This is a genomic window from Acuticoccus kalidii (assembly GCF_021556395.1).
Taxonomy (GTDB): Bacteria; Pseudomonadota; Alphaproteobacteria; order Rhizobiales; family Amorphaceae; genus Acuticoccus; species Acuticoccus kalidii.
This window is the reverse complement of sequence record NZ_JAKGCS010000024.1, coordinates 276,552-299,649: the sequence shown is the minus strand read 5'-3', so window position 1 is coordinate 299,649 and position 23,098 is coordinate 276,552. Positions and strand designations below refer to the sequence as shown.

The following is a 23,098-nucleotide window of genomic DNA, read 5'->3' as shown; positions in this document are numbered from 1 at the left end:
GCGCCGCGCGCGATCATCGTGGCGTTGGCGAGCAAAAAGACATCACCGATGAGACACATTGATGCGTCCACCCGAAGTCCGGGCGAAGCGCCGCGGCCGATAGGGTGTGGTCGACGCGATTTAGGCTTTGATCATCATAAAACGGGGCTGCAAAAAGCATCTCAACGATTCAAAACAAATACTGGAAGCGATCAGGAGGCTATTGCAGATGGGTGACGATCTCGCCGCGCTGGAGGCACAAAAATCGTCGAAATTCGACGCGCTCTTGTTCAACCTTTCAAGCAACATCGAAGGGGGAGCGGCTGCGGCGCGCACCATGGCGCCAGCCGCGCGGGGGATCACGGCGACCACGCCGGATGTCGTCGAGATCGAAGGCCGGTTCTACGTCCTCGTCGACATGATCAGCGCGAGCGGAGGCTCGGACACCCTCGCGGATGATCTCCTCGATCTCGGCGCGCTCCATGTCGAGCAGGCCGGCCGCGTTGTTTCCGCCTATGTTCCGGTCGATGGGCTTGCCGAATTGAACGCACTCGGCTCGCTCCAATCGGCGGCCGCGTCACTCTTCCAAGCCTCCGTCGGTTCCGTCACGTCGCAGGATGTCGAGGCTCTCGCTGTCGATGTCGCCCAAACCACCTATGGCGTGACCGGCGCCGGGCAGACCATCGGCATCCTGTCCGACAGCTTCGATGCCGACACCTCCGCCTCGACCCATTATGCCGATGACGTGGCGAGTGGCGACCTTCCCGCCGACGTCCTCGTGCTCGAGGAGATCGTCAATACCGCAATCGCGACGGACGAAGGGCGAGGCATGGCCCAGCTCGCCTACGATATCGCGCCTGGCGCCGACATTCAGTTCGCGTCGGCCTTCAACGGCGTCGCGAGCTTTGCCAACAATATCCGCGCGCTCCGCGACGCCGGTTCGACCGTCATCGTCGATGACGTCATTTATTTCACGGAGCCGGCGTTCGCCGATGGTCCGGTGGCCCAGGCCGTCGCCGAAGTCGTCGCCGACGGGGTGCCGTATTTCTCATCGGCCGGCAATCAGGCGAATAATGGCTATCTCGGCCCGTTTGTCGACGCTGGGATCGTGGGCTATTTCGGCTCCGAAAGTGACACCGTCACGACGACGCACGATTGGGATCCCGGTCCCGGCATCGACCCGGTGCTCGATCTATCGCTTCCGGTCGGCAGTCATACCATCGTCGTTCAATGGTCCGACGCCTATGCGAGCACGGGCCCCGACAGCCCCGGCGCGCAGACCGATCTCGACGTCTATCTCGCGGCGGCGGGCACTGATCCGCTCGCGGCTCCCGCCATCACCGGCGGTGTGCGTCTCGGTGCGATGGAGTCCGATATCGGCGGCGACCCGGTGGCGGTGTTTGAGGTCGACGTCACGACCGCCGGCGATGTGGGTCTCGTGATCGAGAAAGTCTCAGGCGTGGCGCCGGAGGCGATCAGCGTGACGATCTACGGGCCGGGTCTGCCGCTCGTGAACGCCGAGTATAGTTCGGGCGGGCCGACCTCCTACGGTCATGCCCAGGCGCCGGGCGCCTTCAGCGTGGGCGCCGCGGAATGGATCAACACACCCGCCTACGGCACCGATCCGGCGATTTTGGAGTCGTTCTCCTCCCTCGGCGGGATTCCGATCTACTACGACACGGCCGGGAACGCGCTTCCGTCGCCCGAGATGCGCAACAATGTGAGCTTCACCGCGTCCGATGGCGGCAACACGACCTTCTTCGGCGCACAAGGGTCGGACGACGACGCGTTTCCGAATTTCTTCGGCACGTCCGCGGCGGCGCCGAACGCGGCGGCGATCGCCGCGCTGATGCTGGAGCGCGATCCCTCGCTGTCGCCGGCGGAGATCGGCGAAGTCCTGTCCGCGACCGCGCTCGACATGAACAATCCCTATAACGGTCCGGGTGCCGATCCGGGCGTCGATCCGGCGTCCGGTGCAGGTCTCATCCAGGCCGATCGCGCCCTTGCCGCGCTGGATGGGCCACTCATCGTTCTCGACAAGTCGGCGGAGCTCGTTCCGAACACACCCGTCAAGGGTCTGTTCGGCGGCGTCTTCAACCTCTTCCAGGCGCTGTCACAGCGCGATTTCGCCGTCACCTACGCCTATAGCCTCACCAATGAGAGCGTTTTGCCCGGTGACGCGGAGCTCGATTTCACCTCGATCGTCGACGACAACGGGACGCGGTTCCGCCGCGACGATATCGTGCTCACCGTGGACGATCTCATCTCGGGCGACACCGACGCGGATGGAAAGCTCGATGTCGGCGAGACGTGGCTCTTCGAGCAAACCGTGCCGAAGGTGCGTCTCGGCTGGTTCAACACCGTCACCAGCGAGGCCGTGGCCTATGCTGCGGACGGTGACGATGTGGTGAGGAGTAATGTCGCGGAGGCGAGCGTCTCGCGTCCGGGCTTCGATTGGTTCTTCGAGGGGCCGTCGATGGGCACGGGGGCGTGGATGATGTCCAACGCGAACCAGGGGGGCGGGTTCGACCTGATGGTCTGACCGCCGCGCGCCGACCTGCAGAAGATCCCGGCCCGATCGAACGGGCCGGGGCGGCCGGACTCAGGCGAACGAGATATCGTCGATCGTGACCGATTCACCGAAGACCTTGGCAACGACATCCCCGTCCACCACGACGCGGTCGAATGCGTTCCCGGTGACAATGCGCACGTCGCTCGGGCCCGTGCCGAAAAACCCGCTATCGAAGTTGGAGGCGTCGATGATGATTTTGTCTCGACGGTCGAAGTCGTTGATCGTGTCGATCGCGGACCGATCGTCGAAGAAGAACCGATCGGCACCGCGTCCGCCGACGAGCACGTCGGCCTGAGGCCCACCATTCAGCGTGTCGTTGCCGTTGCCGCCAAAGAGCGTGTCCTTGCCCAATCCGCCGGACAGATAATCATCCCCGCCATTGCCGAGAAGCGTGTCGTTGCCGCTGAAGCCGAGGAGGTGATCGGGGCCATACGATCCGTTGAACTTGTCCGCATCGTTGAACATCAACCGGTACGTGGTCGCGCTGGTGGTGGCCGCTAAGAGATCCGTCGCGTCGACGTCCAGATCTTTCACGGTGTACTGACGATTTCCGAACGCCTTATAGAACACCGACTCAACGGTGCCGTTCGGCGTGCCGTCCGGATCATAGGTGAAGCTGCCTTGAAAGATCGTGTCGGTCGGGTAATTCGGATTCGTCGATTCGGTGATGATCTTACTGCTGTTGGATTGGACAATTTCCTCATTCAAGGTCCGAAAATTGAGCATATCCAGCGGGCGGAACAGCTTCATGAACGCCATAGTTGATCACCTTATCTGTCGCTTTTTAAACGTACTCTCACCATTAACATGATTATCTATCATTAGAAATATGAAAATCTATACATGTTGCGTGCGAATTGAGGGATCGATTATATCAAGAAGAGGTTATGATTGTGCGCGCGGGGCAATTCTACCGCACGCGCCGTGGCGAGCGGCCGCGCGCCATGGCGCGTCGCCCGCAACACGCGGCCGTCGATGGAGGCGCTCGTTCGGATGTGGGCTTTCGTCGGCGAGTTATCGCCGTCTGGCGCGGCTCAGAGGCCGAATGGTCCGGCCCGCCGCGGTGATGCGGGCGGGCACGCGCTCATTGTGAGAGCGAGATCTCGTGGCGCTCGTCATAGATCGCGACGGTCATGCGGCCGGCCGTGTCGATGGCGCCGCGATACATGCCGGCGCTCGAATAAGGCATCGTGATGCCGCCGTCCGCACCGACGGCGATGAGGCCGCCGCCACCGCCATGGGCGACGATATCGTCATGGAGCGTGGCGTGGGCGGCCGCGGCGAGGGTGTCGCCGCCATAGGCGATCCGCGCGGCGACGGTGTGGCTCGCACAGGCGCGGATGAAATCCTCGCCCGACCCGGTGCAGGAGACCGCGCAGATTCCGTCGCGCGCATAGGTGCCCGCGCCGATCAGCGGCGTGTCGCCGACCCGGCCGGGGCGTTTGTTGGTCATCCCGCCGGTGGAGGTCGCGGCGGCGAGGTGCCCGTCGCGATCGCGCGCGACGGCGCCCACCGTGCCGTGGCGCTCCGCGTCGGTCGCCGTGCCCGACTGGCGCCCCGCGGCCCGGGCGCGGGCGCGTTCGAGGTGCGACCATTGACGGTCGGTGTGGAAATAGGATTGCGGCTCCTGCGGAAGGCCCTCCGCCGCCGCGAAGGCGTCCGCCGCCTCGCCGACGAGAAGGACGTGGCGCGTGTGGTCCATCACCGATCGCGCCGCGCGCACCGGATTGCGGACCGTCCGGCACGCCGCGACGGCGCCCGCCGACAAGGTTCGCCCATCCATGATCGCCGCGTCGAACTCGTGGAGTCCGTCGGCGTTGAAACAGGCCCCGCGGCCGGCATTGAAGAGCGGATCGTCCTCCAGCGCGATGACTGCGGCCTCGACCGCGTCGACCGCCGACGCACCCGCCGCGAGATGCGACCAGCCCGCGCGCAGCGCTTCCGCCAAGCTGCGCAGCGTCGCCTCGTAGCCGTCGGCGCCGAGTTTCGAGCGCTCGATCGCGCCCGCTCCGCCATGGATCGCTATCGCTGCCGTCATCGTGTCACGCTCCCCCACACGATCGGTGTCGCACGCGCGTCCGTCGCTCGCAATCGGGGTGTCGGGGCGGGCGTGCTTCGCGCGGCCGGCCGGGGCCCGGCGCGGGCCTTAGGCGAACGTCACGCTGCCGGCTTCGGGTGGCGGACGGTCTTCCAGACGCCGTTCGCCGTCGCCACCGTGCGCGCGCCGACGCGGAAGGTGCCGCGCACGAAGATCAGCGAGCGGGTGCGGCGGACGACCTCGCAATCGGCCTCCACGAACTCGCCGACCTGCACGGCGTCGATGAAATGAACGTCGAGCTGCACGGTCGCCTGCGGTTGCTGCTCGTTGGCGTACCACGCGGTCATGCCCATCGAGCGGTCGGCGAACGTCATCATCATGCCGCCTTGGAGAACGCCGCGGCGGTTGTGGTGTTTGTGCTCGACGAGGAAGGCATAATGCGGCGCGGCCTCACCGGGACGCTGCCAGAGCGGACCGACATGGCCGATGAACCCGTCGTCCGAATAAGGATCCCAGCCGTGCGCTGCGGGGTCGAAGGCGAGCGTTTCGGCGGGGGCATCCGTCATAGCGTTCCGGTCCGGGATGATGAGGCGCGAGCCTCATCGCACGAATGCTCGCGATCTGGCAAATGACGCGGCGTCGATTCCGGCGGGAGGGCGGCGGAGGTGTGGGCGGCGAAGGGCGCGAGCCCTCCGCCTTGCGCTCATGCGCTGCGTGCGGCGTCGGCGGTGGAGCGTTTCCGGCGGTGCATCAGGAGAACGATCAGCGGGATCATCCAGATGACGATCGTGAAGATGCCGAGCCCGGCCGCGATGGGCCGCTCGAAGAAGGCGAGGAAGCTGCCGTTCGCCTTGATCATCGAGGTGATGAAGTTCTGCTCCAGCATCGGCCCCAGCACGAGGCCGAGAATGGCCGGGGCGATCGGAATGTCGTTCTCCTCCATCAGGAAGCCGAGGACGCCGAAGATCAGCATCAGGATGATGCCGAAGGGCGAGTTGTTGATCGCGAACGAGCCGATGATGCAGAACATCAGGATGATCGGCATCAACATCTTTTCCGGGATCGACAAGATCCGCCGCGCCGCTTTGATCGCGAGCCACCCGAGCGGCAACATGAAGAGGTTGGCGACGAAGAAGACGATGAAGACCGCGTAGATCATCTGCGGATTGTGGATGAACACCGTCGGGCCGGGGTTGATGCCCTTGATGTATAGGACGCCGATCACGATCGCGGTGATCGAATCACCCGGAATGCCGAAGACGAGCGCCGGGATCCACGCCCCGCTGACGGCGGCGTTGTTCGACGAGCCGGCCTCGACGAGGCCCTCGACATGGCCGGTGCCGAACTTTTCCGGATGGCGCGACATCTTCTTGCTGACGGCGTAGGAGATCCACGCCGCGATGTCCGCGCCCGCGCCAGGCAGCGCCCCGATCGCCGTGCCGAGGGCGCTGCCGCGGACGACCTGGATCGGATAGCGCTTCAGGTTCGACCATTGCGCCTGGAAGATGCTCTTCTTCGCGACCGGGATCGTCGTCGGTCGCTCGTTTCCCCGCACCAGTGAGCGGAACACCTCGGACACCGCGAAGAGGCCGATCATCGCGGGGATGAACTGGACGCCCGCGAGAAGCTCGACATTGCCGAAGGTGTAGCGCGGTTGGCCGGCCGGGTTGTCGATCCCGATCGTCGCCGCGAAGAGGCCGATGATGAGCGACAGGACTCCGCGCGAGACCGAGCCCGGCGACACGAAGATCGCGCAGGAGAGGCCGAGCAGGACGAGCCAGAAATACTCGAAGGAGGAGAATTTCAGCGCGACCTCGGCGAGAATGGGCGAGGCGGTGACGAGGACCACGGTCCCGACGAGGCCGCCGATCACCGAAAAGATGAGGACCGCGCCGAGCGCCTCTTCCGAGCGCCCCGCGCGCGTCATGCGGAACGCGTCCTCCACATAGGCCGCGCTCGCCGGGGTGCCGGGCATGCGCAGGAGAACGCCCGGAATGTCGCCCGCGAAGATCGCCATCGCGGTTGCCGTGACGATGGCGGCGATCGCCGGGACGGGGTCCATGAAGAAGGTGATGGGCACGAGAAGCGCCGTCGCCATCGTGGCCGTGAGGCCCGGAATGGCGCCGACGAACATGCCGAAACAGCCCGCCCCCAGGATGACGAGAAGAACGTAGGGCTGGAAGACGAGGCCGAAGGCTTCCGCGAGAACGGTCATGGGCGGATCACCACAAGAAGCCGAAAGCGGCGTTGCGCGGAAGGGGGACGAGGAGGAGGCGGCCGAACGCCTGCTGGATCACCACCGTCGCGATGATCGAGACGATGATCGCCGGGATCGGCCGGACCCCGCGCATCAGCATCAAGGCGAGCTGAAGCGCGAGCGCGCAGATGACGAACCCGATGCTCGGCGAGAAGACGATATAGAGAATGACGAGCGCGATCGCGATCAAGAGGTTGAGGATGGCGCGGGGCGAGTGCGCCCATTCGGCGCGCGCGAGGCGCGGCACCATTCCGTCCGTCATCACGCCCCGTACGATGAGGACGAGGCCGAGAATGATCGTTCCGGCGCCGATCACGCGGGGCATCGTGTCCGCCCCGTAGGCTTGGCCGGGGATCGGCGTGAACTGGAGCGCCGATAGGAAGACCGCGATCCCGCCGATAAGGACAATGAGCCCGAGGCTCAGATCATTGAATTTCATAGAGGTCGTCGCTCTGTGCCGCTGACGCAGACTGCGATGGAAGGGGTGGGCGCTCCATCGGGGCGCCCACCGGTCCGCACAGGTCGATCAGTCGGCGTTGGCGAGGCCCGCTTTCTTCATGACGTCGCCGAGGGCCTGATCGTCGTCGCCGATCATTTTGGTGGCCTCTTCGGGGCCGGCCCAGCGCATGCCGAAGCCGCGATCGGTCATGAAGGTCTTATATTGATCGCTGTTATAGGCCTTCTCGACGGCGGGAACGAGCGTGTCCTTCACCGCCTGGTCGAGGCCGGCGGGCGCGACGATCGCGCGCCAGGCCGCCATCGTCCAATCCGAGCCCGTCGCTTCCTTGAGGGTCGGAACGTCGGGGAAGATCTCCTGGCGCTCGTCGGACATGGAGGCGAGGGCCTTCACGCGGCCGGCTTCGATCAGCGAGCGTCCCTCGGCGAGCGAGGAGGGTACGATGTCGACGCCGCCGGCGACCATGTCGGTAAGGCCCGGCGCAGCGCCCTGGCTCGGCACCCACGTCACCTGATCGGGCGGCAGGCCTTCGGAGAGCATCCAGCCGGCAAGCGCGAGGTGCCAGATGCCGCCCTGGCCGGTGCCGGAGGCTTTGAACGTGCCCTTGGGCTCGGTCTTGATCGCCTCGAGGAGCTCTTCGACGGTGTTGTAGGGCGAATCGGAGGACACCATCACGCCGGCGGGATCGGCGTTCACGAGCGCGAGGATGTCATAATCCTTGTAGGTGAGATCGGTGAGGCCCTGCCAATGCATCATGTCGATTTCGATCGTCATGACGCCGAGCGTGTAGCCGTCCGCCGGGGCGGTCGCGATGGCGCTGTGGCCGACGACGCCGGAGCCGCCGGTGCGGTTCACCACATTGATGGGCTTGCCGAGTTCTTCCTGAAGGATCGAAGCATAGATGCGGCCGACCGCGTCGGTGCCGCCGCCCGCGCCCCACGGCACGATCATCTGAATGGGGCGGGTCGGATAGTCCGATTGCGCCATGGCCATTGGCGCGACCAGGCTCGCGGCCACCAAGGCGCTCGCAGCCGTCAAAAAGGTCCGCTTCTTCATCTGCTCCTCCAGCGTTTGTATCTTTCCGCAGTTTTTGCGGTGAGTGCCGCTTAACGCGGACGTTTCCTCAAGCTGAGACTAATCAGCGGTAGAGTGCAATTGTCAACGCTGCGAAGGGTTGCGTGTTGGCCATGCGGACAAAACGCCCCACGGTTGTAGACGCTCCGAGGCCGGGGAGGAGCGACGGGCCGGTGGCGAGGCGTTGCCGAAATGCGAATGGTCCACCTGTTGCCATTGGCCGCAAAGCGAACGAGTATTTGCGGAATGATGGGCGGTATACCGCTTGCCTTGGGATTCGCCGCGTCTCGTGCGGCGCGGCCCCATGCCAGGCGGGGGATGCGACCAGGCGCGCGGTCCGCCGCCCCGCGGTATCCAAGGAGAGACCTCGTGTACGAGAATATGACGCATTCCGCCCATCCGCTCGCCGCGGCGGAGATCGCGGTCCAGGCGGTGCCCGACGATGAACGCGTCTGGGTTCCGCAAGCCAAGGACGTGTGGTTCCGTCCGCTGATGCTGAACACGATGCAGGGGCAGTGGTGCAACCTCCTGCGGGTGCGCAAATCCGGCGTTCTGTCGAAGCATCTGCACCCGGCGCCCGTGCACGGCTACGTGATTCGCGGCAAGTGGCACTATCTGGAGCACAACTGGATCGCCGAGACCGGCTCTTACGTGTTCGAGCCGCCGGGGGAGATCCACACCCTCGTCGTGCCGGATGACACGGAAGAAATGATCACCTTCTTCAACATCACCGGCTGCATGTACTACCTCGACGAGAACAACAACCATATCGGATTCGAGGACGTCTTTACGAAGATCGACATGTGCCGCAAGCACTATATCGAAGTCGGCCTCGGGGCGGACTTCGTCGATCAGTTCATCCGCTGACCCTATGAGCGTGACCGACAAGACCGCCGGCGCCGCCCAAGGCGCCGGGGAGGGGGAACACTGGGCCGAGCGCTGGTATACCGGATCGCAGGTCCTCGTCACCGGCGCGACCTCGGGCATCGGCGCGGGGATCGCGCGGGCCTTCCTCGCGGCCGGCGCCGCCGTCACGGCGACCGGGGCGACGCCGCGCGAGGTCGAGGCGGCGAAGGCCGATCCCGTCCTCGCCCGCGCCGATGTGCGCGTTCTCGACGTGCGGGACGGCGACAGCGTGGCCGCCCTCGTCGCGGGACACGACCGGCTCGATATCGTCGTCAATTGCGCCGGCGTCATCCGCCGCCAGGAGGAGCACGACCCGGAGGTGTTCGCCTCCGTCGTCGACATCAACCTCAATGGCAGTATGCGCGTGTGCGCGGCGGCGCGGCCGCTCCTCGCCCGCTCCGAGATCGGCTCGATCGTCAATACCGCCTCGATGCTGTCCTTCTTCGGCGGTGGCCTCGTGCCGGCCTATTCGGCGAGCAAAGGCGGCATCGCGCAGATGACGAAGTCGCTCGCCATCGCTTACGCCGCCGACGGTATCCGCGTGAACGCGATCGCGCCCGGCTGGATCGCGACCCCGCTCACCGAGGCGCTGCAAAAGGACGAGGCGCGCGCCGCGGCGATCCTGTCGCGCACCGCGCTCGGCCGGTGGGGGCAGCCGGAAGACCTCGCGGGGGCGGTGCTCTTCCTCTCGTCGCCCGCCGCCGCCTTCGTGACCGGCACGGTTCTTCCGATCGATGGCGGCTATGCAATCGTCTGACGGGCCCGCGCGGCCGATGCTCTCGCGGGTGGACGATTGGGTCTCGAGGCTCAACCGGTGGCTCGTCGCGGCCATGCTCGCGGCGACCTTCGGGATCGTCTTCGCGAATGTCGTCCTGCGCTATCTCTTCGGCTGGTCGCTTACCTGGGCGGAGGAGGTCGCGCGCTATCTGATGGTGGCGGGCGCCTTTTTCGGCGCGGGGCTCGCGCTGCGCGAGGGACGGCTCGTCGCGATCGAGTTCCTGCAGGATCTGCTGCCGCTCCAGGGGCGGCGCGTCGTGCGCATCACCATCGCGGTGATGATGCTCCTCTTCATGGCCGCGCTCGTCTGGTTCGGGTCCGAATTCGTCGTCTTCGGCTGGCGGCGCAGCACCGTCGCGACCGATATTCCGCGCGGCATTCCCTATCTCGCGATCCCGATCGGGGCGGCGCTCTTCGTCATCCACCTCCTGTTTTTCCTGCGCGGCTATGTCGAGCGCGATTTCGCGCATGATGACGGGCCGGTCGAGGCGGAGGGCGTCTGACGATGGCGCCGATCCTTCTCACGGTCTTCGTGGTGACGCTGCTTCTCGGCGTGCCGGTCGCCTTCACGATGGGGATGGCGGGGCTCGCGGCCGTCCTCTGGGATGGCGCGCTGTCGCCGCTGATGGTGACGCAGCGTTTGTTCGGCGGGGTCGATTCGTTCCCGCTGATGGCGGTGCCCTTCTTCATCCTCGCCGCCGATCTCATGACGGCGGCGGGCCTCACCGGGACGCTCCTGCGTCTCGCCAACGATCTCGTCGGCCATGTGCGCGGCGGGCTCGGCCACGCCAACGTCGTCGTCTCGATGCTGTTCGCCGGTATCTCGGGCTCGGCGCTCGCCGATGCGGCGGGCCCGTCGGCGATCGTCATGCGGATGATGCGCCGGGCGGGGTACGACGCCAATTATGCCGGCGCGCTCTCCGCGGCAACGGCGACGATCGGACCGATCATTCCGCCGTCGATCCTGATGGTGGTCTATGCGATCTCCGAGACGAGCGTCACCGTCTCGGGTCTCTTCCTCGCGGGGATCGTGCCGGGGATCCTTCTCGGCGTCGCGCTCGCGACCGCGAACCACATCATTTCGGTGCGCCGCGGCTATCGGGGGCGTGAACACCGGGCGACGGCGGGCGAACTCGGCAAGAGCGCCGTCTTCGCCGTGCCGGCGATGGTGATGCCCATCATCATTCTGGGCGGCATCCTCGGGGGGATTTTCACCCCGACGGAGGCGGGGGCGGTCGCCTGTGCCTACGCACTCCTTCTCGGGCTCCTGATGCGCACGCTCAATTGGGGCGTCCTCGTCGGCGTTTTCGCACGCGCCGCCCTCACGACCTCGTCGGTGCTTTTGATCGTGGCGATGGCCTCGATCTTCTCATGGCTTCTCACCTACCTGCAGATCCCGCAAACGCTCGCGGCGACGATCGCCGGGATGACGGATGATCCGCTCGTCGTCCTCATCCTCCTGTCGATCTTCGCGCTGATCTGCGGCCTCTTCATCGACACGCTGCCGGCGCTGATCATCCTGACGCCGGTGCTCGCGCCGATCGCCGCCTCCTTCGGTATCGACCCGCTCCAGTTCGCGATGATGCTGGTCCTCAATCTGGCGATCGGTATGGTGACACCGCCGGTCGGCCCCGTCCTCTTCGTGGTCTCGACGGTCGGCCGGTTGCGGCTCGAGGCGCTGTCGAAGGCGGTGCTGCCGCTCCTGGCGGCCGAGCTCGTCGTCCTCGCGCTCGTTATTCTCATTCCGGGGCTCAGCACGTTCGTGCCGGGCCTCTTCGGCTACACGCATTAAGAAAATTGGGAGGAACATCATGAAGACATTGAAGACCCTCGCGGTGTCCGCGCTCGCGATGGCGGTCGCCGCCCCGGCGCTCGCGCAGAGCCCCAAGGTGCTGCGCTACGCTCACTTCCAGGCCGCGAACCTCTCGGCCCCCAAGCACGCCGCCGCGCTCGCCTTCGAGGGGTGCGTCGAAAGCAAGACCGCCGGGTCGATCGACGTGCAGATTTTCCCCGCGAGCCAGCTCGGCGACGGCAACCAAGTCCTCGAAGGCCTCGAGCTCGGGTCGATCCAGATGGGCGTCGTCCACGATGGCCCGGTCTCGTCCACCTACGAGCCCTTCTCGGTGCTCGCACTGCCCTATGTCTTCACCGATCAGGCGATGGCATGGGCGATCATGGATGGCGAGTTCGGCGACGCGATGGCCGAAGACATGCTCGATCAGACCGGCATCCGCGTCCTCGGCTACGCCGACAATGGCGTGCGCAACTTCACCAATTCCCAGCGTGAGGTGAAGAGCCCGGCCGATATGGAAGGCCTGAAGATCCGCGTTCAGCCGAGCCCGGTCTACGTCAAGCTCGTCGAGGCGCTCGGCGCATCGGCGACCCCGGTGCCGTGGCCGGAGCTGCCGACGGCGCTGCAACAGGGCGTCGTCGACGGGCAGGAGAACGGTGTCACGAACATCGTCGACGCCTCGCTCTACCAGCACCAGAAATACGTGACCCTCGATGGGCACGTCTTCTCCTGGCACGTCTATCTGATCTCCGACCAATTCTATGGCTCGCTGTCGGCGGACGAGCAGAAGGCGGTCGACGAGTGCGCTCAGATCGCAAAGACGATCCATCGCGGGATGACCGCCGCGCAGGACGCGAACGCCTCGACGATCCTGTCCGATCTCGGCCTGACCGTGACCGCGCTGTCGCCGGACGAGACGGCCGCGTTCCGTGATGCGGCGCAGGGGCCGGTGCGGGAATGGATCGTCGGCGAGATCGGCGAGGAGTGGCCGGATCGCCTCGACGCCGCGGTCGAGGCTTATAACAACGCCGAATAACGGCGCATCGGCCGCTTTGGCGGATGAACGGGCGAGCGGGGCCTTCCGCTCGCCCGTTTTCATGTCGGGCGTCGACGCTCCGGCGAGGCGGCGGCTGCGGTGCTTTTTCCTTCGCATGCGCAGCAAATATGGTATACCATACTGTCGCCGGTTGGTTCACGGCGCGCGCGTTTGCGGGGCGGGCGTCTCCGCCTCGGCCTGATGGTCGCCTTGTCGGCGCTGCGCGTGCGAGGAGCCGGCCGGTTCCGTGTCGGACACCGCTCAATGGTCGCTCTGTGGATCTTGCCGCCAACATCACCGAAGAAACGCCGTCCGAATCGACGCTGAAGCCGGAGCGTGTCGCCCAGCTCATCCGGGAGCGCATCCTGGAAGACGAGCTGAGCCCCGGCACGGCGATCCGCGAGCGCACCCTCGCGACCGAGCTTGGCGTCTCCCGCACACCGCTACGCGAGGCGTTGAAGATCCTCGCTACGGAGGGCCTCGTGGAACTCGCGCCGCGGCGCGCGGCGACGGTCGCCGCGCCCTCCGTCCGCGAGCAGCGCGAACTCCTCCAGCTCCTCGGCGCGCTGGAGGGCTTTGCCGGCGCGCTCGCCTGCACGCTGGCGACGCCGGAGGACATCCGCCAGCTCCGCGCCCTCCATTACGAGATGCTCGCCGCTTATATGCGCGGCGATCGGCTGGCCTATTTCCACCGCAATCAGGATATCCACACGAGCCTCGTGGCGATCACCAAGAATCGCGTCCTGATCGAGCATCATCGGCGGCTGAATGCGCAGGTCTATCGCCTGCGCTACGTCACCAACCTCAAGACCGAGCGTTGGGAGAGCGCCATCAAGGAGCACGAGCTGATCCTCGATCTCCTGGAGCGCAGGGAGGCCGACGCGATTCGGCCTGTTTTGGAGGACCATGTCCTCAAGGCCTTCGACCAGATGCAACGACAGGCCGAGGCGCGTGAAGCCGAGGCGGGCAAGGGCGAGGCGCGCAAGGGCGAAGCGAGCAAGGCTGGGGCGAAAGGCTAACGCCGCCCGCGTCCCGGCGCCGACCGGGCGCCGGGACGCGGCTCGCGGCCCGTTATTCGGGCTTCGGGATCAGCTTGACGACCGCGCTGCCGTCGAGCTCGGCATCGCCGCCGGCGCACAGCATCCGGTAGAGCGTCGCCGCCTGGAAGGCCATCGGCAGCGAAATGTGCTTCTCGCGCGTCGCCTCGATCAGCATTTCGAAGTCCTTGAGGATCTGCCGGGCATAGCCACGCGGGGCGAAATCCTCGGCCACCATGCGGGGATAGACGGCCTGAAGCACGGCGGAATTGCCGAGCCCCGGCTCCAGCGCCTCGGGGATCTTCGAGGCGTCCACACCGAATGCCTCGGCGATGCGCAGACCCTCGGCGACCACGCAATAATTGGTGAGGCAGAGCGCCTGGTTGACGAGCTTCGTCGCCTGGCCGGCGCCGACATCGCCCATGTGCGTCACCTTGCCGAGATTCTCGAGCACCGGGCGGGCGGTGGAGAGGGCCGCATCGCTGCCGCCGGCCATGATCGCGAGGGTGCCGAGCTCGGCCTGGCCGGGACCGCCGGAGACCGGCGCATCGATGAAGGTTCCGCCCGCCTCGACGACCGCCTCTGCCACCGCGCGGGTGACCGGGATCTCACAGGTCGAAAAGTCGACGATCGTCTTGCCGGAGACCGAGCCTTCGAGGAGCCCGCCTTTGCCGAGGACGACCTCTTTCATCGCCTTCGAGGTGGTGACGCAGATCATCACGATGTCGGCGGTCGCGGCGGACTCCTTGGGGGAGGCGGCGGCCGTCACGCCCCACGCGCTCGCGGCGGAGAGCCGTGCGGCGTCGACGTCATAGCCGGCGATGGTGTGGCCGGTTTCATTGAGGCGGCGGGTAAAGCCCGTCCCCATCAACCCGAGGCCGATAAAGGCGACGTTTGCGGACATCGTGTTTCCTCACTCCTTGGTCGTGCGCGAACCCGGCGCCGGATCGTCCGGCCGGACGGGGTGTGCACGTTCTGTTTAATTCGGCCGCGCGTCCAGCGCGACCGGCAAGATTGGTGGCGAAAGCGCGCGCAGGGAGCCGAACAAGCGTCCTGATGCGATTTCCGCCACCACGCGCGGTTGGGGCGCGACAGGCCACGACGTGCAGCCATGTCGCCGAACCGCGGTTCAGCCGAGGCGGTAGAACTTGATCGCGTTCTCCCGCAGGAGCTTGGCCTGCTCGGCTTCGGGGCGGTCCTTCACCACCGCGGCGAAGCCGTGGAAGATGGTGGCGTAGTCGCCCGCGAGGCTATCCACGGGGAAGTTGCTCGCGAACATGGCCCGGTCCGCGCCGAAAGCCGCGATCGTGTCGCGGATGACGGGGCCGTTATTCTCCGCCGACCACGGAACGCCCGGAAGGCCGATCCCCGAGATTTTGATCGCGATGTTCGGCTCCCGCGCCGCGCGCTCGATCCCCGCACGCCAACCCGCGAGCCCGTCCTCGCTCCGATCGGAGGGGAGGGCGGTGTGGTTGATGATGATCTGCGTCCCCGGAAAGTCGCGCGCGAGCTCGGCGGCGGCGTCCATGTGCCACCACGGCGTCTGAAGGTCGAAGGAGAGGCCGTTCTTGCCGAGTTCGGCATATCCTTCGCGCCAGGTGGCGTCATCCATCGAGCCGGGTTCGCCGCGCTTGGCGGAGGCGGGATCGCCGGCGGATGCGGGCTTGCAGCGGATGCCGCGCACGAGACGGTGCTGGGCCTGTGCGGCGATGATCTCGGCCGCATTCGGCGCGTCGAGCTGGGCGAACGCGACGCAAGCGCTCGGCAGCCCCTCGCGGGCGCTGAGCGCCTCGAGCCAGCGCGTCTCGGCGACGGGATCGGCGCGATCCCATTCCGCTTCGATGTGCACCGTCTTCTCGACGATCAGGTTCGGTCCCCAGTCACGGCGGAAATCATCCGGGAGGTAGTTCCGGCAGATCGACGAATAGTCCCCATAGCGGAACGGGATGCGCTCGCCCTGAAGCCAGGGATAGGGATTCTCGTCGAGGTTCCAGAAGTGCTGATGAGGGTCCACCACGCGCAGGATATCGGCGTCGTTGTGGGCATCGGGGGAGGAGAGGGAGGGAGCCACGGACGTCCTTTCGTCGATCGGAGACTTTTCTTCGTCGCTTTGGTATGCCAACCTATTGGAACACTCAATCGCCCGGGTTTGACAAGAGGCGGTGAGAGACGATCAGGGAAGGAAACCAGATGAAGCGTTCATCACGTAGTATTCTTGGCCTCTTCGCGGCGTCTGCCGTGGCGTTTGCGGCGACCGGCGCACTCGCTCAGGACGTGACGCTGCGTTACGCGCATGTCGGCTCCGAAGGGGACATCCAGTATTGGTATGCCGAACAGGCGGCCGAGCGGATTCCCGAGGCCACCGAGGGCCGCGTCGGCGTCACGGTGTTCCCGAATTCCCAGCTCGGCGGCGTGCAGGAGCTGATCGACGGCGTCCGCTCCGGCTCGATCTCGATGGGTCACCACGAGTTCGCCTCGCTGAGCCAGCTCGCCGACGATATCGCCGTCTTCAACGCGCCCTTCATCTATCGTGACGGCGCGCATGCCCTCGCCGCGACCGATCCGCAGAATTCCGAGGTTCTCGAGGAATTCAACGAGACGCTGTCCGAGGACGGCGGCATGCGCATCATCGGCCGTCTCTATCGCGGCGCGCGCCAGATGACCGCCAATCAGCCGGTCTATTCGCCCGCCGATCTCGACGGTAAGCCCTTCCGCGGCGTGCCCCTCCAGCTCTGGACCACCATGATCCGCGGCTTCGGCGCGATCCCGACCCCGGTCGAGGTGAGCGAGCTGCCGACGGCGCTGATGACCGGCATGGTGATCGGCCAGGAAAACCCGCTCACGATGATCAACGCCAACAAGCTCTACGAAGTGCAGAGCAACGTGATGTTGACCGGCCACATGCAGAACGTGCTGCCGGTGTTCATCAACGAGCGGCAATGGGGCCAGATCTCCGAGGAAGATCAGCAGGCGATCCTCACCGTGCTCGACGACCTCGCGCAAGAGACTTATGCGCAGGCGCAAGAGGCCGAGACGAACCTCATCGGCGAGCTGGAAGGGAAGGGGATGACCTTCATCACCCCCGAGGATGGTCTGAAGATCGACGCGTTCCGCGACAGCGTCTCGGCGGAGATCCAGAAGGATTTCCCGAGCTGGACGCCGTACATCGAGCGCATCGGCAAGATCGACTGATCGAGCGACACGGCCCGGCCGATCGCGGCCGGGCCTTCACCTCACGCACGACGGCCCCTTCGTGACCGACACTGCATCATCCCATCTCCTCGCCGACCGCACGGACGAGACCCGCGCCGACCGCATTCTCGCGCCGGTACGCTGGGTCTTTCGCCGCCTCGCGCTCGTGCTCCTCGCCGTCCTCGTCGCGATGCCCGCCATCCAGGTGGTGCTGCGCGAGATCGTGCGGCAGCCCTTTATCGGGGCGGAGGAGCTTGCCCGCTTCATGTTGATCTGCGTGGTCTTCGTGACGCTGCCGACCGTCGTCTCATCCGGCGCCAGCGTGCGCATGGAGGAGGTGCTCGGCGCGATGCCGAAGGCGGTTCAGGCGGTCTTGCGCTTCCTGATCGCGCTGACCGGGACGCTCGCGTTCGGAACGGCCGCGCTCTCGGTCGCCGTCGCCACGATCCGCAATCTCAACAACGCGACACCGACCTTGCAGATTCCCTACTGGGTGTTCTTCTCCGCCGCCTTCCTCGGCCTCACCCTCGCCGCGATCGAGTGCGCCGTGCAGCTCGCGAAGGGGCTGATGGGCCGGCCGCTCTACGTACTGACGCGCGAAGAGCACGAACCCGATCCGCTCGAGGAGCTTCCGACATGACGGGTGCGATCCTCGGCAGTTTCGGCCTTGCCTTCCTGCTCGGTTGGCCGGTCGTCCTCGCCATCATGGTGCCGGCGATCGTCTATATCCTCGTCAGCGGCTTTCCGATCGAGCTGATCGGCCAGCGCATGGCCTATGCGCTGGATTCCTTCCCGCTCGTCGCCGTGCCCGTCTTCATCTTCGTCGGCAACCTGATGAACAATGCCGGCATCACCGAGCGCATCTTCACGTTCGCGAACACGCTCGTCGGCCGCGCGCCGGGCGGGCTTGCGCAGGTGAACATCTTTTCGAGCCTCATCTTTTCCGGCATGAGCGGCGCCGCGCTCGCCGATGTCGGCGGCCTGGGGCGGATCGAGGTGAAGGCGATGGCCGCGCGCGGCTTCCGCCGCGATTTCGCCGGCGCGGTGACCGTCTCCTCGGCGGTTGTCGGGCCGATCTTTCCGCCTTCGATCCCGCTGATCATCTACGGCTCGGTGACGAGCGTCTCGATCATCCAGCTCCTTCTCGCCGGCATCATCCCGGCGCTCATCTGTGTCGCCTTTTTGATGATCACGGTTGCCGTGCTCGGCCGCTGGCATCATTATCCGCGCGCCGATCGCTGGCCGCGCATGTCCGAGATCTGGCGCGATTTCTGGCCGGCCTTTCCGGCACTGATGACCCCCGTCCTGCTCGTGGCAGGCATGTTGATGGGCTTCTTCACGCCCACGGAAGCCGCCTCGGTCACGGTCGTTTACGTGCTCGTCATCAGCGCCTTCTTCTATCGCACGCTCACGGTCGAGCATCTCGTTCATGCCGCGATCGAGACGGTGAAGAGCACGTCGGCGATCCTCATCATCGTGTCGGCGGCGGCGATCTTCGGGTGGATCCTCACGGTCGAGCAGATCCCGCAGATGATGGCGCGCGAGCTCCTTTCGCTGTCCACCGATCCGTTGATGCTCCTCCTGATCGCCAACGTGATCCTCCTGATCGTCGGGATGTTCCTCGATTCGACGACGGCGACGCTCCTCGTGATCCCGATTATCGCCGGGCCGCTCCATATGGCGGGCGTCGATCCGGTGCATCTCGGGATCGTGGCGATCTTCAATCTGATGCTGGGTCTGCTGACCCCGCCAATGGGGCTCGCGCTCTTCTTGATATCCGACATCGCGAACGTGCCGATGAAGGCGATCCTGAAGCAGCTTCTGCCCTTCTATATCCCGCTCTTTGCAACGCTCGCGTTGCTCACGCTGGTGCCGGAAATCTCGCTCTGGCTCCCCAAGATGATGCGCTGAGCCGCCATCGACGCGGCCGCCCCGCAAGGCGCGCGGCGCCTTGCGGGCGCACGACATCAGACGACAGAAAGGGTCGACCATGAACCAGCCGCTATCGGACCTGCGCGTCCTCGACCTCAGCCAGGTCATGGCCGGGCCGTTCGCGTGCATGCTCCTCGGCGACATGGGCGCCGACGTCATCAAGGTCGAACCGCCCGGCACCGGCGACCAGACGCGCAGCGCGATGGAATATCGCTATAAAGGGACCGACAGTCCGGGCTTTCTGGCGCTCAACCGCAACAAGCGAAGCGTCGAAATCGACCTCAAGAACGAGGCGGGGCGGGCGGTCTTCTACGAGCTCGTCAAGAGCGCCGACATCTTGATCGAGAACAGCCGGCCGGGCGTGATGGCGCGCCTCAAAGCCGACTACGAGACGCTGTCCGAGATCAATCCGCGCCTCATCTATGCGAGCATCTCGGGTTTCGGGCAGACCGGGCCATGGGCGTTGCGGCCGGGCTTCGACCTCATTGCGCAAGCGATGAGCGGGATCATGAGCGCGACCGGCACGGCCGACGGCGAACCCGTCAAGGCGACGACGCCGATCGCCGATCTCGGCTCGGGCCTCTTCCTCGTCTACGGCATCCTGTCCGCGCTCCATGGGCGCGAGACCTCGGGGCGCGGCCAATATATCGACACCTCGCTGTTCGAGGCGGCGCTCGGCCTGTCCATCTGGGAGACGACCGAGCTTTGGGCGAGCGGGGAGGCGCCGCGCCCGATCGGCACCGCGAACCGGATGAGCGCACCCTATCAGGCGGTCCGCTCCTCCGACGGGCATTTCGTGTTCGGAGCGGCGAACGCGCGGCTGTGGACGCGGCTGTGTGACATGCTCGGGCGGGAGGATCTGAAGAACGACCCCCGCTTCGCCGACAACACCGGCCGCATGCAGAACCGCGAGGCGCTGATTGCGGCGCTCGAGGAGGTCTTCGTCACCAAGACGACCGATGAATGGGTCGACGCGCTGCTCGAGGCGGGCATTCCAGCCGGCCCGATCAACGATTATGGAGCGGCGACGACGGCCGATCATGCACTGGCGCGCAAGATGGTGATGGACGTGCCGCACAAGGTGGAGGGGACTTATAAGTCCCTCGGATTCGCGGTGAAAATGAGCGAGACGCCGCAACAGGTGCGCCGCGGCGCACCGCTCCTCGGCGAGCACACCGAGGAGGTGATCGGCGCGCTCGGCCTCGATCGATCCTATGACAGCCTGAAGGAAGCGGGAGCGTTTGGACGATGAGTGAAGGACAGGTCCGCTTCGAAAAGCGCGACGGCGTCGCCTATGTGACGTTCGATCGGCCGGAGGCCATGAACGCGCTCACCTGGTCGATGTACGACCGTCTCGCCGAGATCGCGAGCGAATTGAGGACCGACACGCAGACCCGCGTCGTGGTCTTTCGCGGGGCGGGCGGCAAGGCGTTCATCGCCGGGACCGACATTCGCGGCTTCTCCGCCTTCACCAAGGGCGCCGACGGGCTCGCCTACGAGGCGAAGATGGACGATTATGTCGGCCGGCTGGAGCGTTTGCCGCAGGCGACGCTCGCCGTGATCGACGGCTATGCGGTCGGCGGCGGGCTCGCGATCAGCGCTGCCTGCGATCTGCGGATCGCGACGCCGGACGCGAAATTCGGCTCGCCGCTCGCCCGGACCGTCGGCAACTGCTTGTCGGCGAAGAGCTATGCGCGCCTTCTCGAAGCCGTCGGCACGTCCTGGGCGAAGCGGATGCTCATCCTCGGTGAGATGATGCCCGCGACGGCGGCGCGCGACCTCGGCTATCTGATCGATCTCGTCGAGCCAGGCGACATGGACGCGCGGATCGGGGAGATCACCAAGCGCCTCCTCCAGCACGCGCCGTTGACGATCGCCGGCAGCAAGGACGCGATCCTTCGCATCCGCGAGGCGAACCTTCCCGATATCGAGGATATCGTTGAAGGCATCTATGGAAGCGACGATTTCCGCGAAGGCGTCGCCTCCTTCCTCGAAAAGCGCAAGCCGGCCTGGACCGGGCGCTGATCGCCCGCCACCGATGAGAGGCGGGGCGGCGGCGGCGCCGTCCCGTTTTCCTCAGTACATCGTGCGCTCGTAGCTCGCTTCGACCTTCTCGTCCGCGTCCTTGCCGACATCGGCGTCGACCGGACCGTCATTGGCGACCTCGAGGATCATCGTTGCGAGACCGGGCATCTCGGAGCGGTCCTGCCGGCTCGCGGGATCCCACAATTTCGATCTGCGGAACGCCTTGGCGCAGTGGAGGAAGATCTCATCGATCTCCACCACGATCGCGACGCCGGGCGCACGATCGCGCACCGCCATCTCGGCGAGAAGGCTCGGCGCGGTTGTGATCTTCGCGCGGCCGTTGATCCGCAGCGTCTCGTCGAAGCCCGGAATGAGGAAGATCAGCCCGACGGCCGGGTTCTCGATGATGTTGGTCATCGTATCGAGCCGGTTGTTGCCCGGTCGGTCGGGGATCGCGATCGTCGTGTCGTCGATCACCGCGACGAAGCCGGGCGGGTCGCCGCGGGGGCTCGCGTCCGCCACCCCATTCGCCCCTTGCGTGCCGATCACGAGGAAGGGGGAGCGGGCGATGAAGTCCCGATCGTGGCGATTGAGGCGCGCATGGGCCTTCTGGATCGAGAGGGGGTTGCGGTCCTTGAAGCGGCTGCGGAGCTCGTCTTCGCTGTGAATTTGGTGCGATTCGATCTCGTCCATCGCGGTCCCTTTGCTCTCGGCGCTGGACGCGCCTCGCTATGGAGGCTATCTGATGTCGCAGCGCGGGTGTAGCTCAATGGTAGAGCAGCAGCCTTCCAAGCTGACGACGAGGGTTCGATTCCCTTCACCCGCTCCAGCCCCCGCGACAGCCCCGCTACGACCCTTTATCGGCCCGCCCGAACGCTGGACGCGATTGTGCGTGCGACGCGCGCCCGCCTCCGTCATTTCAGGCCGACGATCCGGCGCAGCACGCCCGTGCGGTAGTAAAATTCCTGCACCAGCGCGCCGATGATATGAAGCGCCACGATGACGAGAAGCGGCGTCCACAAGGTCTCGTGGACCTCGGCGACCGCGCCGACGCCGCCGAACCAGGCGACGAGGCCGGTCAGCGGCATTGCGAGAAGAAGGGCGTAGAGCAGGGTGTGGGTGATCCGGGCGAGCTGGTGCGTCCAAGCCGGCGCCCCGTCCGGATGAGCGGGCCGGCCGGCGATGCGCCGATCGGCGATCCGCACCACGGTCGCGGTGAGAACGAGAATGCCGACCACGATATGCGTCCACCCGAGCCAGGTCGTTCCGGCATCGATCTCCGTGCCCTGACGCGCCGCGCGCCACATCGCGACCATCGCTTCATGATCGAAGAACTGGATGATGATGAAGGCGACGATCAGCCAATGCAGGATGATGTTGAGCGTCGACCAGCCGTTCGCGCGAACCGGGGCCATCGTCGGTCTCTCCGAAACTTCTCAGTTAGAACGATTATAATGAATTTTGCCGCAGCGACGCAATCGGTCGATCCGCCGGGCCGGAAGAGGCGCTGTCCGATCGTGGGTGAAAAGCTGAGGGTTCTTTGCCAATCGAGGCTTGCGGCGGCCGGCGAAGCATCCTATTGCAGAGGCCGCTTAGGGGCGTAGCTCAGTTGGTAGAGCGGCGGTCTCCAAAACCGTAGGCCGGGGGTTCGAGTCCCTCCGCCCCTGCCAAGCCCTTCGAGGCTGATTGTCCCGTCGCGTTGCCCGAGGCTCAGCCATCAGCGGCTGGTGGACGCCCGAAAAAGCCGAATCACAAAACCGCGGCGACCGTCTCTCGATTGCGCGATTCGCGAGCGAAGAGCGTCGGATTCGCGAGTGAACCGTGCCCGCGCCGTGATGTCCCCGCCGTTCCACGATGACGATCCACAATCGCGACCGGGCGCCGCGCCGGGCAGGGGGAACGGCTCACTTGACTTTTTCGAGAAAGAATCTCCGCATGGCGTTCAGGAGGGGTTGCATCGACGTCCCTCTGTTGTTAGCTACGCTGTCTACGAGGCGCCCGAAGGGGGTCGTGCGCCTTGCCGC

General features: G+C 65.9%; 22 protein-coding genes and 2 tRNA genes. 14 read left to right on the top strand and 10 right to left on the bottom strand.

The window, feature by feature from the left end; genetic code table 11:
• Positions 1-208 precede the first annotated feature (208 nt).
• Complete coding sequence (locus L1787_RS14925) at positions 209-2,521, top strand: S8 family peptidase (RefSeq protein ID WP_235709624.1); 2,313 nt, start codon at positions 209-211, stop codon at positions 2,519-2,521.
• Positions 2,522-2,581: 60 nt separating this feature from the next.
• Here the strand turns inward: L1787_RS14925 and L1787_RS25770 are convergent, their stop codons facing one another.
• The 6 genes from L1787_RS25770 to L1787_RS14895 all read right to left on the bottom strand — a co-directional run bounded on the left by L1787_RS25770 (position 2,582) and on the right by L1787_RS14895 (position 8,359).
• Entirely contained in the window at positions 2,582-3,310 is a 729-nt protein-coding gene (locus L1787_RS25770) for a calcium-binding protein (protein ID WP_304523968.1), read from the bottom strand.
• A gap of 325 nt (positions 3,311-3,635) precedes the next feature.
• Positions 3,636-4,589: an isoaspartyl peptidase/L-asparaginase family protein gene (locus L1787_RS14915; protein ID WP_235709623.1), complete on the bottom strand. Its 954-nt coding sequence runs from the start codon at positions 4,587-4,589 to the stop codon at positions 3,636-3,638.
• Positions 4,590-4,708: 119 nt separating this feature from the next.
• The gene (locus tag L1787_RS14910) at positions 4,709-5,155 is read right to left on the bottom strand and encodes a PaaI family thioesterase (protein WP_235709622.1); all 447 of its coding nucleotides are present in this window, start codon (positions 5,153-5,155) and stop codon (positions 4,709-4,711) included.
• A gap of 137 nt (positions 5,156-5,292) precedes the next feature.
• Complete coding sequence (locus L1787_RS14905) at positions 5,293-6,804, bottom strand: tripartite tricarboxylate transporter permease (protein WP_235709621.1); 1,512 nt, start codon at positions 6,802-6,804, stop codon at positions 5,293-5,295.
• 7 nt (positions 6,805-6,811) lie between these two features.
• A complete protein-coding gene (locus tag L1787_RS14900; protein ID WP_235709620.1) occupies positions 6,812-7,285 on the bottom strand; it encodes a tripartite tricarboxylate transporter TctB family protein in 474 nt (157 codons plus the stop codon).
• 87 nt (positions 7,286-7,372) lie between these two features.
• Positions 7,373-8,359, bottom strand: a complete 987-nt coding sequence (locus L1787_RS14895; protein ID WP_235709619.1) for a tripartite tricarboxylate transporter substrate binding protein — start codon at positions 8,357-8,359, stop codon at positions 7,373-7,375.
• A 399-nt stretch (positions 8,360-8,758) separates the two neighbouring features.
• Here L1787_RS14895 and L1787_RS14890 point away from each other — a divergent pair, with 399 nt between their 5' ends.
• From L1787_RS14890 to L1787_RS14865, 6 genes are all read left to right on the top strand, one after another.
• On the top strand, positions 8,759-9,244 hold the full coding sequence (locus tag L1787_RS14890) for a 2,4'-dihydroxyacetophenone dioxygenase family protein (protein ID WP_235710051.1): 486 nt from the start codon (positions 8,759-8,761) through the stop codon (positions 9,242-9,244).
• 4 nt (positions 9,245-9,248) lie between these two features.
• Entirely contained in the window at positions 9,249-10,040 is a 792-nt protein-coding gene (locus L1787_RS14885) for an SDR family NAD(P)-dependent oxidoreductase (protein ID WP_235709618.1), read from the top strand.
• Complete coding sequence (locus L1787_RS14880; protein ID WP_235709617.1) at positions 10,027-10,563, top strand: TRAP transporter small permease; 537 nt, start codon at positions 10,027-10,029, stop codon at positions 10,561-10,563. The genes L1787_RS14885 and L1787_RS14880 overlap by 14 nt, the downstream gene beginning before the upstream one ends.
• Before the next feature lie 2 nt (positions 10,564-10,565).
• Positions 10,566-11,852 (top strand): TRAP transporter large permease, encoded by a 1,287-nt coding sequence (locus L1787_RS14875; RefSeq protein WP_235709616.1) that lies wholly within the window; start codon positions 10,566-10,568, stop codon positions 11,850-11,852.
• A gap of 19 nt (positions 11,853-11,871) precedes the next feature.
• Positions 11,872-12,888, top strand: a complete 1,017-nt coding sequence (locus L1787_RS14870; protein WP_235709615.1) for a DctP family TRAP transporter solute-binding subunit — start codon at positions 11,872-11,874, stop codon at positions 12,886-12,888.
• A gap of 275 nt (positions 12,889-13,163) precedes the next feature.
• On the top strand, positions 13,164-13,907 hold the full coding sequence (locus L1787_RS14865) for a GntR family transcriptional regulator (protein ID WP_235709614.1): 744 nt from the start codon (positions 13,164-13,166) through the stop codon (positions 13,905-13,907).
• Positions 13,908-13,959: 52 nt separating this feature from the next.
• Here L1787_RS14865 and L1787_RS14860 read toward each other — a convergent pair whose 3' ends face one another.
• Complete coding sequence (locus L1787_RS14860; protein WP_235709613.1) at positions 13,960-14,829, bottom strand: NAD(P)-dependent oxidoreductase; 870 nt, start codon at positions 14,827-14,829, stop codon at positions 13,960-13,962.
• 225 nt (positions 14,830-15,054) lie between these two features.
• Entirely contained in the window at positions 15,055-15,996 is a 942-nt protein-coding gene (locus L1787_RS14855) for an amidohydrolase family protein (protein WP_235709612.1), read from the bottom strand.
• A 119-nt stretch (positions 15,997-16,115) separates the two neighbouring features.
• On the opposite strand from L1787_RS14855, the gene L1787_RS14850 reads away from it, so the two are divergent.
• The 5 genes from L1787_RS14850 to L1787_RS14830 all read left to right on the top strand — a co-directional run bounded on the left by L1787_RS14850 (position 16,116) and on the right by L1787_RS14830 (position 21,074).
• The gene (locus tag L1787_RS14850) at positions 16,116-17,117 is read left to right on the top strand and encodes a TRAP transporter substrate-binding protein (protein ID WP_235709611.1); all 1,002 of its coding nucleotides are present in this window, start codon (positions 16,116-16,118) and stop codon (positions 17,115-17,117) included.
• Positions 17,118-17,178: 61 nt separating this feature from the next.
• Entirely contained in the window at positions 17,179-17,757 is a 579-nt protein-coding gene (locus L1787_RS14845; protein ID WP_235709610.1) for a TRAP transporter small permease, read from the top strand.
• On the top strand, positions 17,754-19,028 hold the full coding sequence (locus L1787_RS14840) for a TRAP transporter large permease (protein ID WP_235709609.1): 1,275 nt from the start codon (positions 17,754-17,756) through the stop codon (positions 19,026-19,028). Before L1787_RS14845 ends, L1787_RS14840 begins: the two co-directional genes overlap by 4 nt.
• A 79-nt stretch (positions 19,029-19,107) precedes the next feature.
• Positions 19,108-20,301: a CaiB/BaiF CoA transferase family protein gene (locus L1787_RS14835; protein ID WP_235709608.1), complete on the top strand. Its 1,194-nt coding sequence runs from the start codon at positions 19,108-19,110 to the stop codon at positions 20,299-20,301.
• The gene (locus L1787_RS14830; protein ID WP_235709607.1) at positions 20,298-21,074 is read left to right on the top strand and encodes an enoyl-CoA hydratase; all 777 of its coding nucleotides are present in this window, start codon (positions 20,298-20,300) and stop codon (positions 21,072-21,074) included. The genes L1787_RS14835 and L1787_RS14830 overlap by 4 nt, the downstream gene beginning before the upstream one ends.
• A gap of 51 nt (positions 21,075-21,125) precedes the next feature.
• On the opposite strand, the gene L1787_RS14825 is transcribed toward L1787_RS14830, so the two are convergent.
• Positions 21,126-21,767, bottom strand: a complete 642-nt coding sequence (locus L1787_RS14825) for a pyridoxamine 5'-phosphate oxidase family protein (RefSeq protein ID WP_235709606.1) — start codon at positions 21,765-21,767, stop codon at positions 21,126-21,128.
• 62 nt (positions 21,768-21,829) lie between these two features.
• On the opposite strand from L1787_RS14825, the gene L1787_RS14820 reads away from it, so the two are divergent.
• Positions 21,830-21,903 (top strand) — tRNA-Gly (locus tag L1787_RS14820).
• An 85-nt stretch (positions 21,904-21,988) separates the two neighbouring features.
• On the opposite strand, the gene L1787_RS14815 is transcribed toward L1787_RS14820, so the two are convergent.
• Entirely contained in the window at positions 21,989-22,489 is a 501-nt protein-coding gene (locus tag L1787_RS14815) for a cytochrome b (protein ID WP_235709605.1), read from the bottom strand.
• A gap of 179 nt (positions 22,490-22,668) precedes the next feature.
• On the opposite strand from L1787_RS14815, the gene L1787_RS14810 reads away from it, so the two are divergent.
• Positions 22,669-22,744: transfer RNA gene (locus tag L1787_RS14810), tRNA-Trp, on the top strand.
• Positions 22,745-23,098 lie beyond the last annotated feature (354 nt).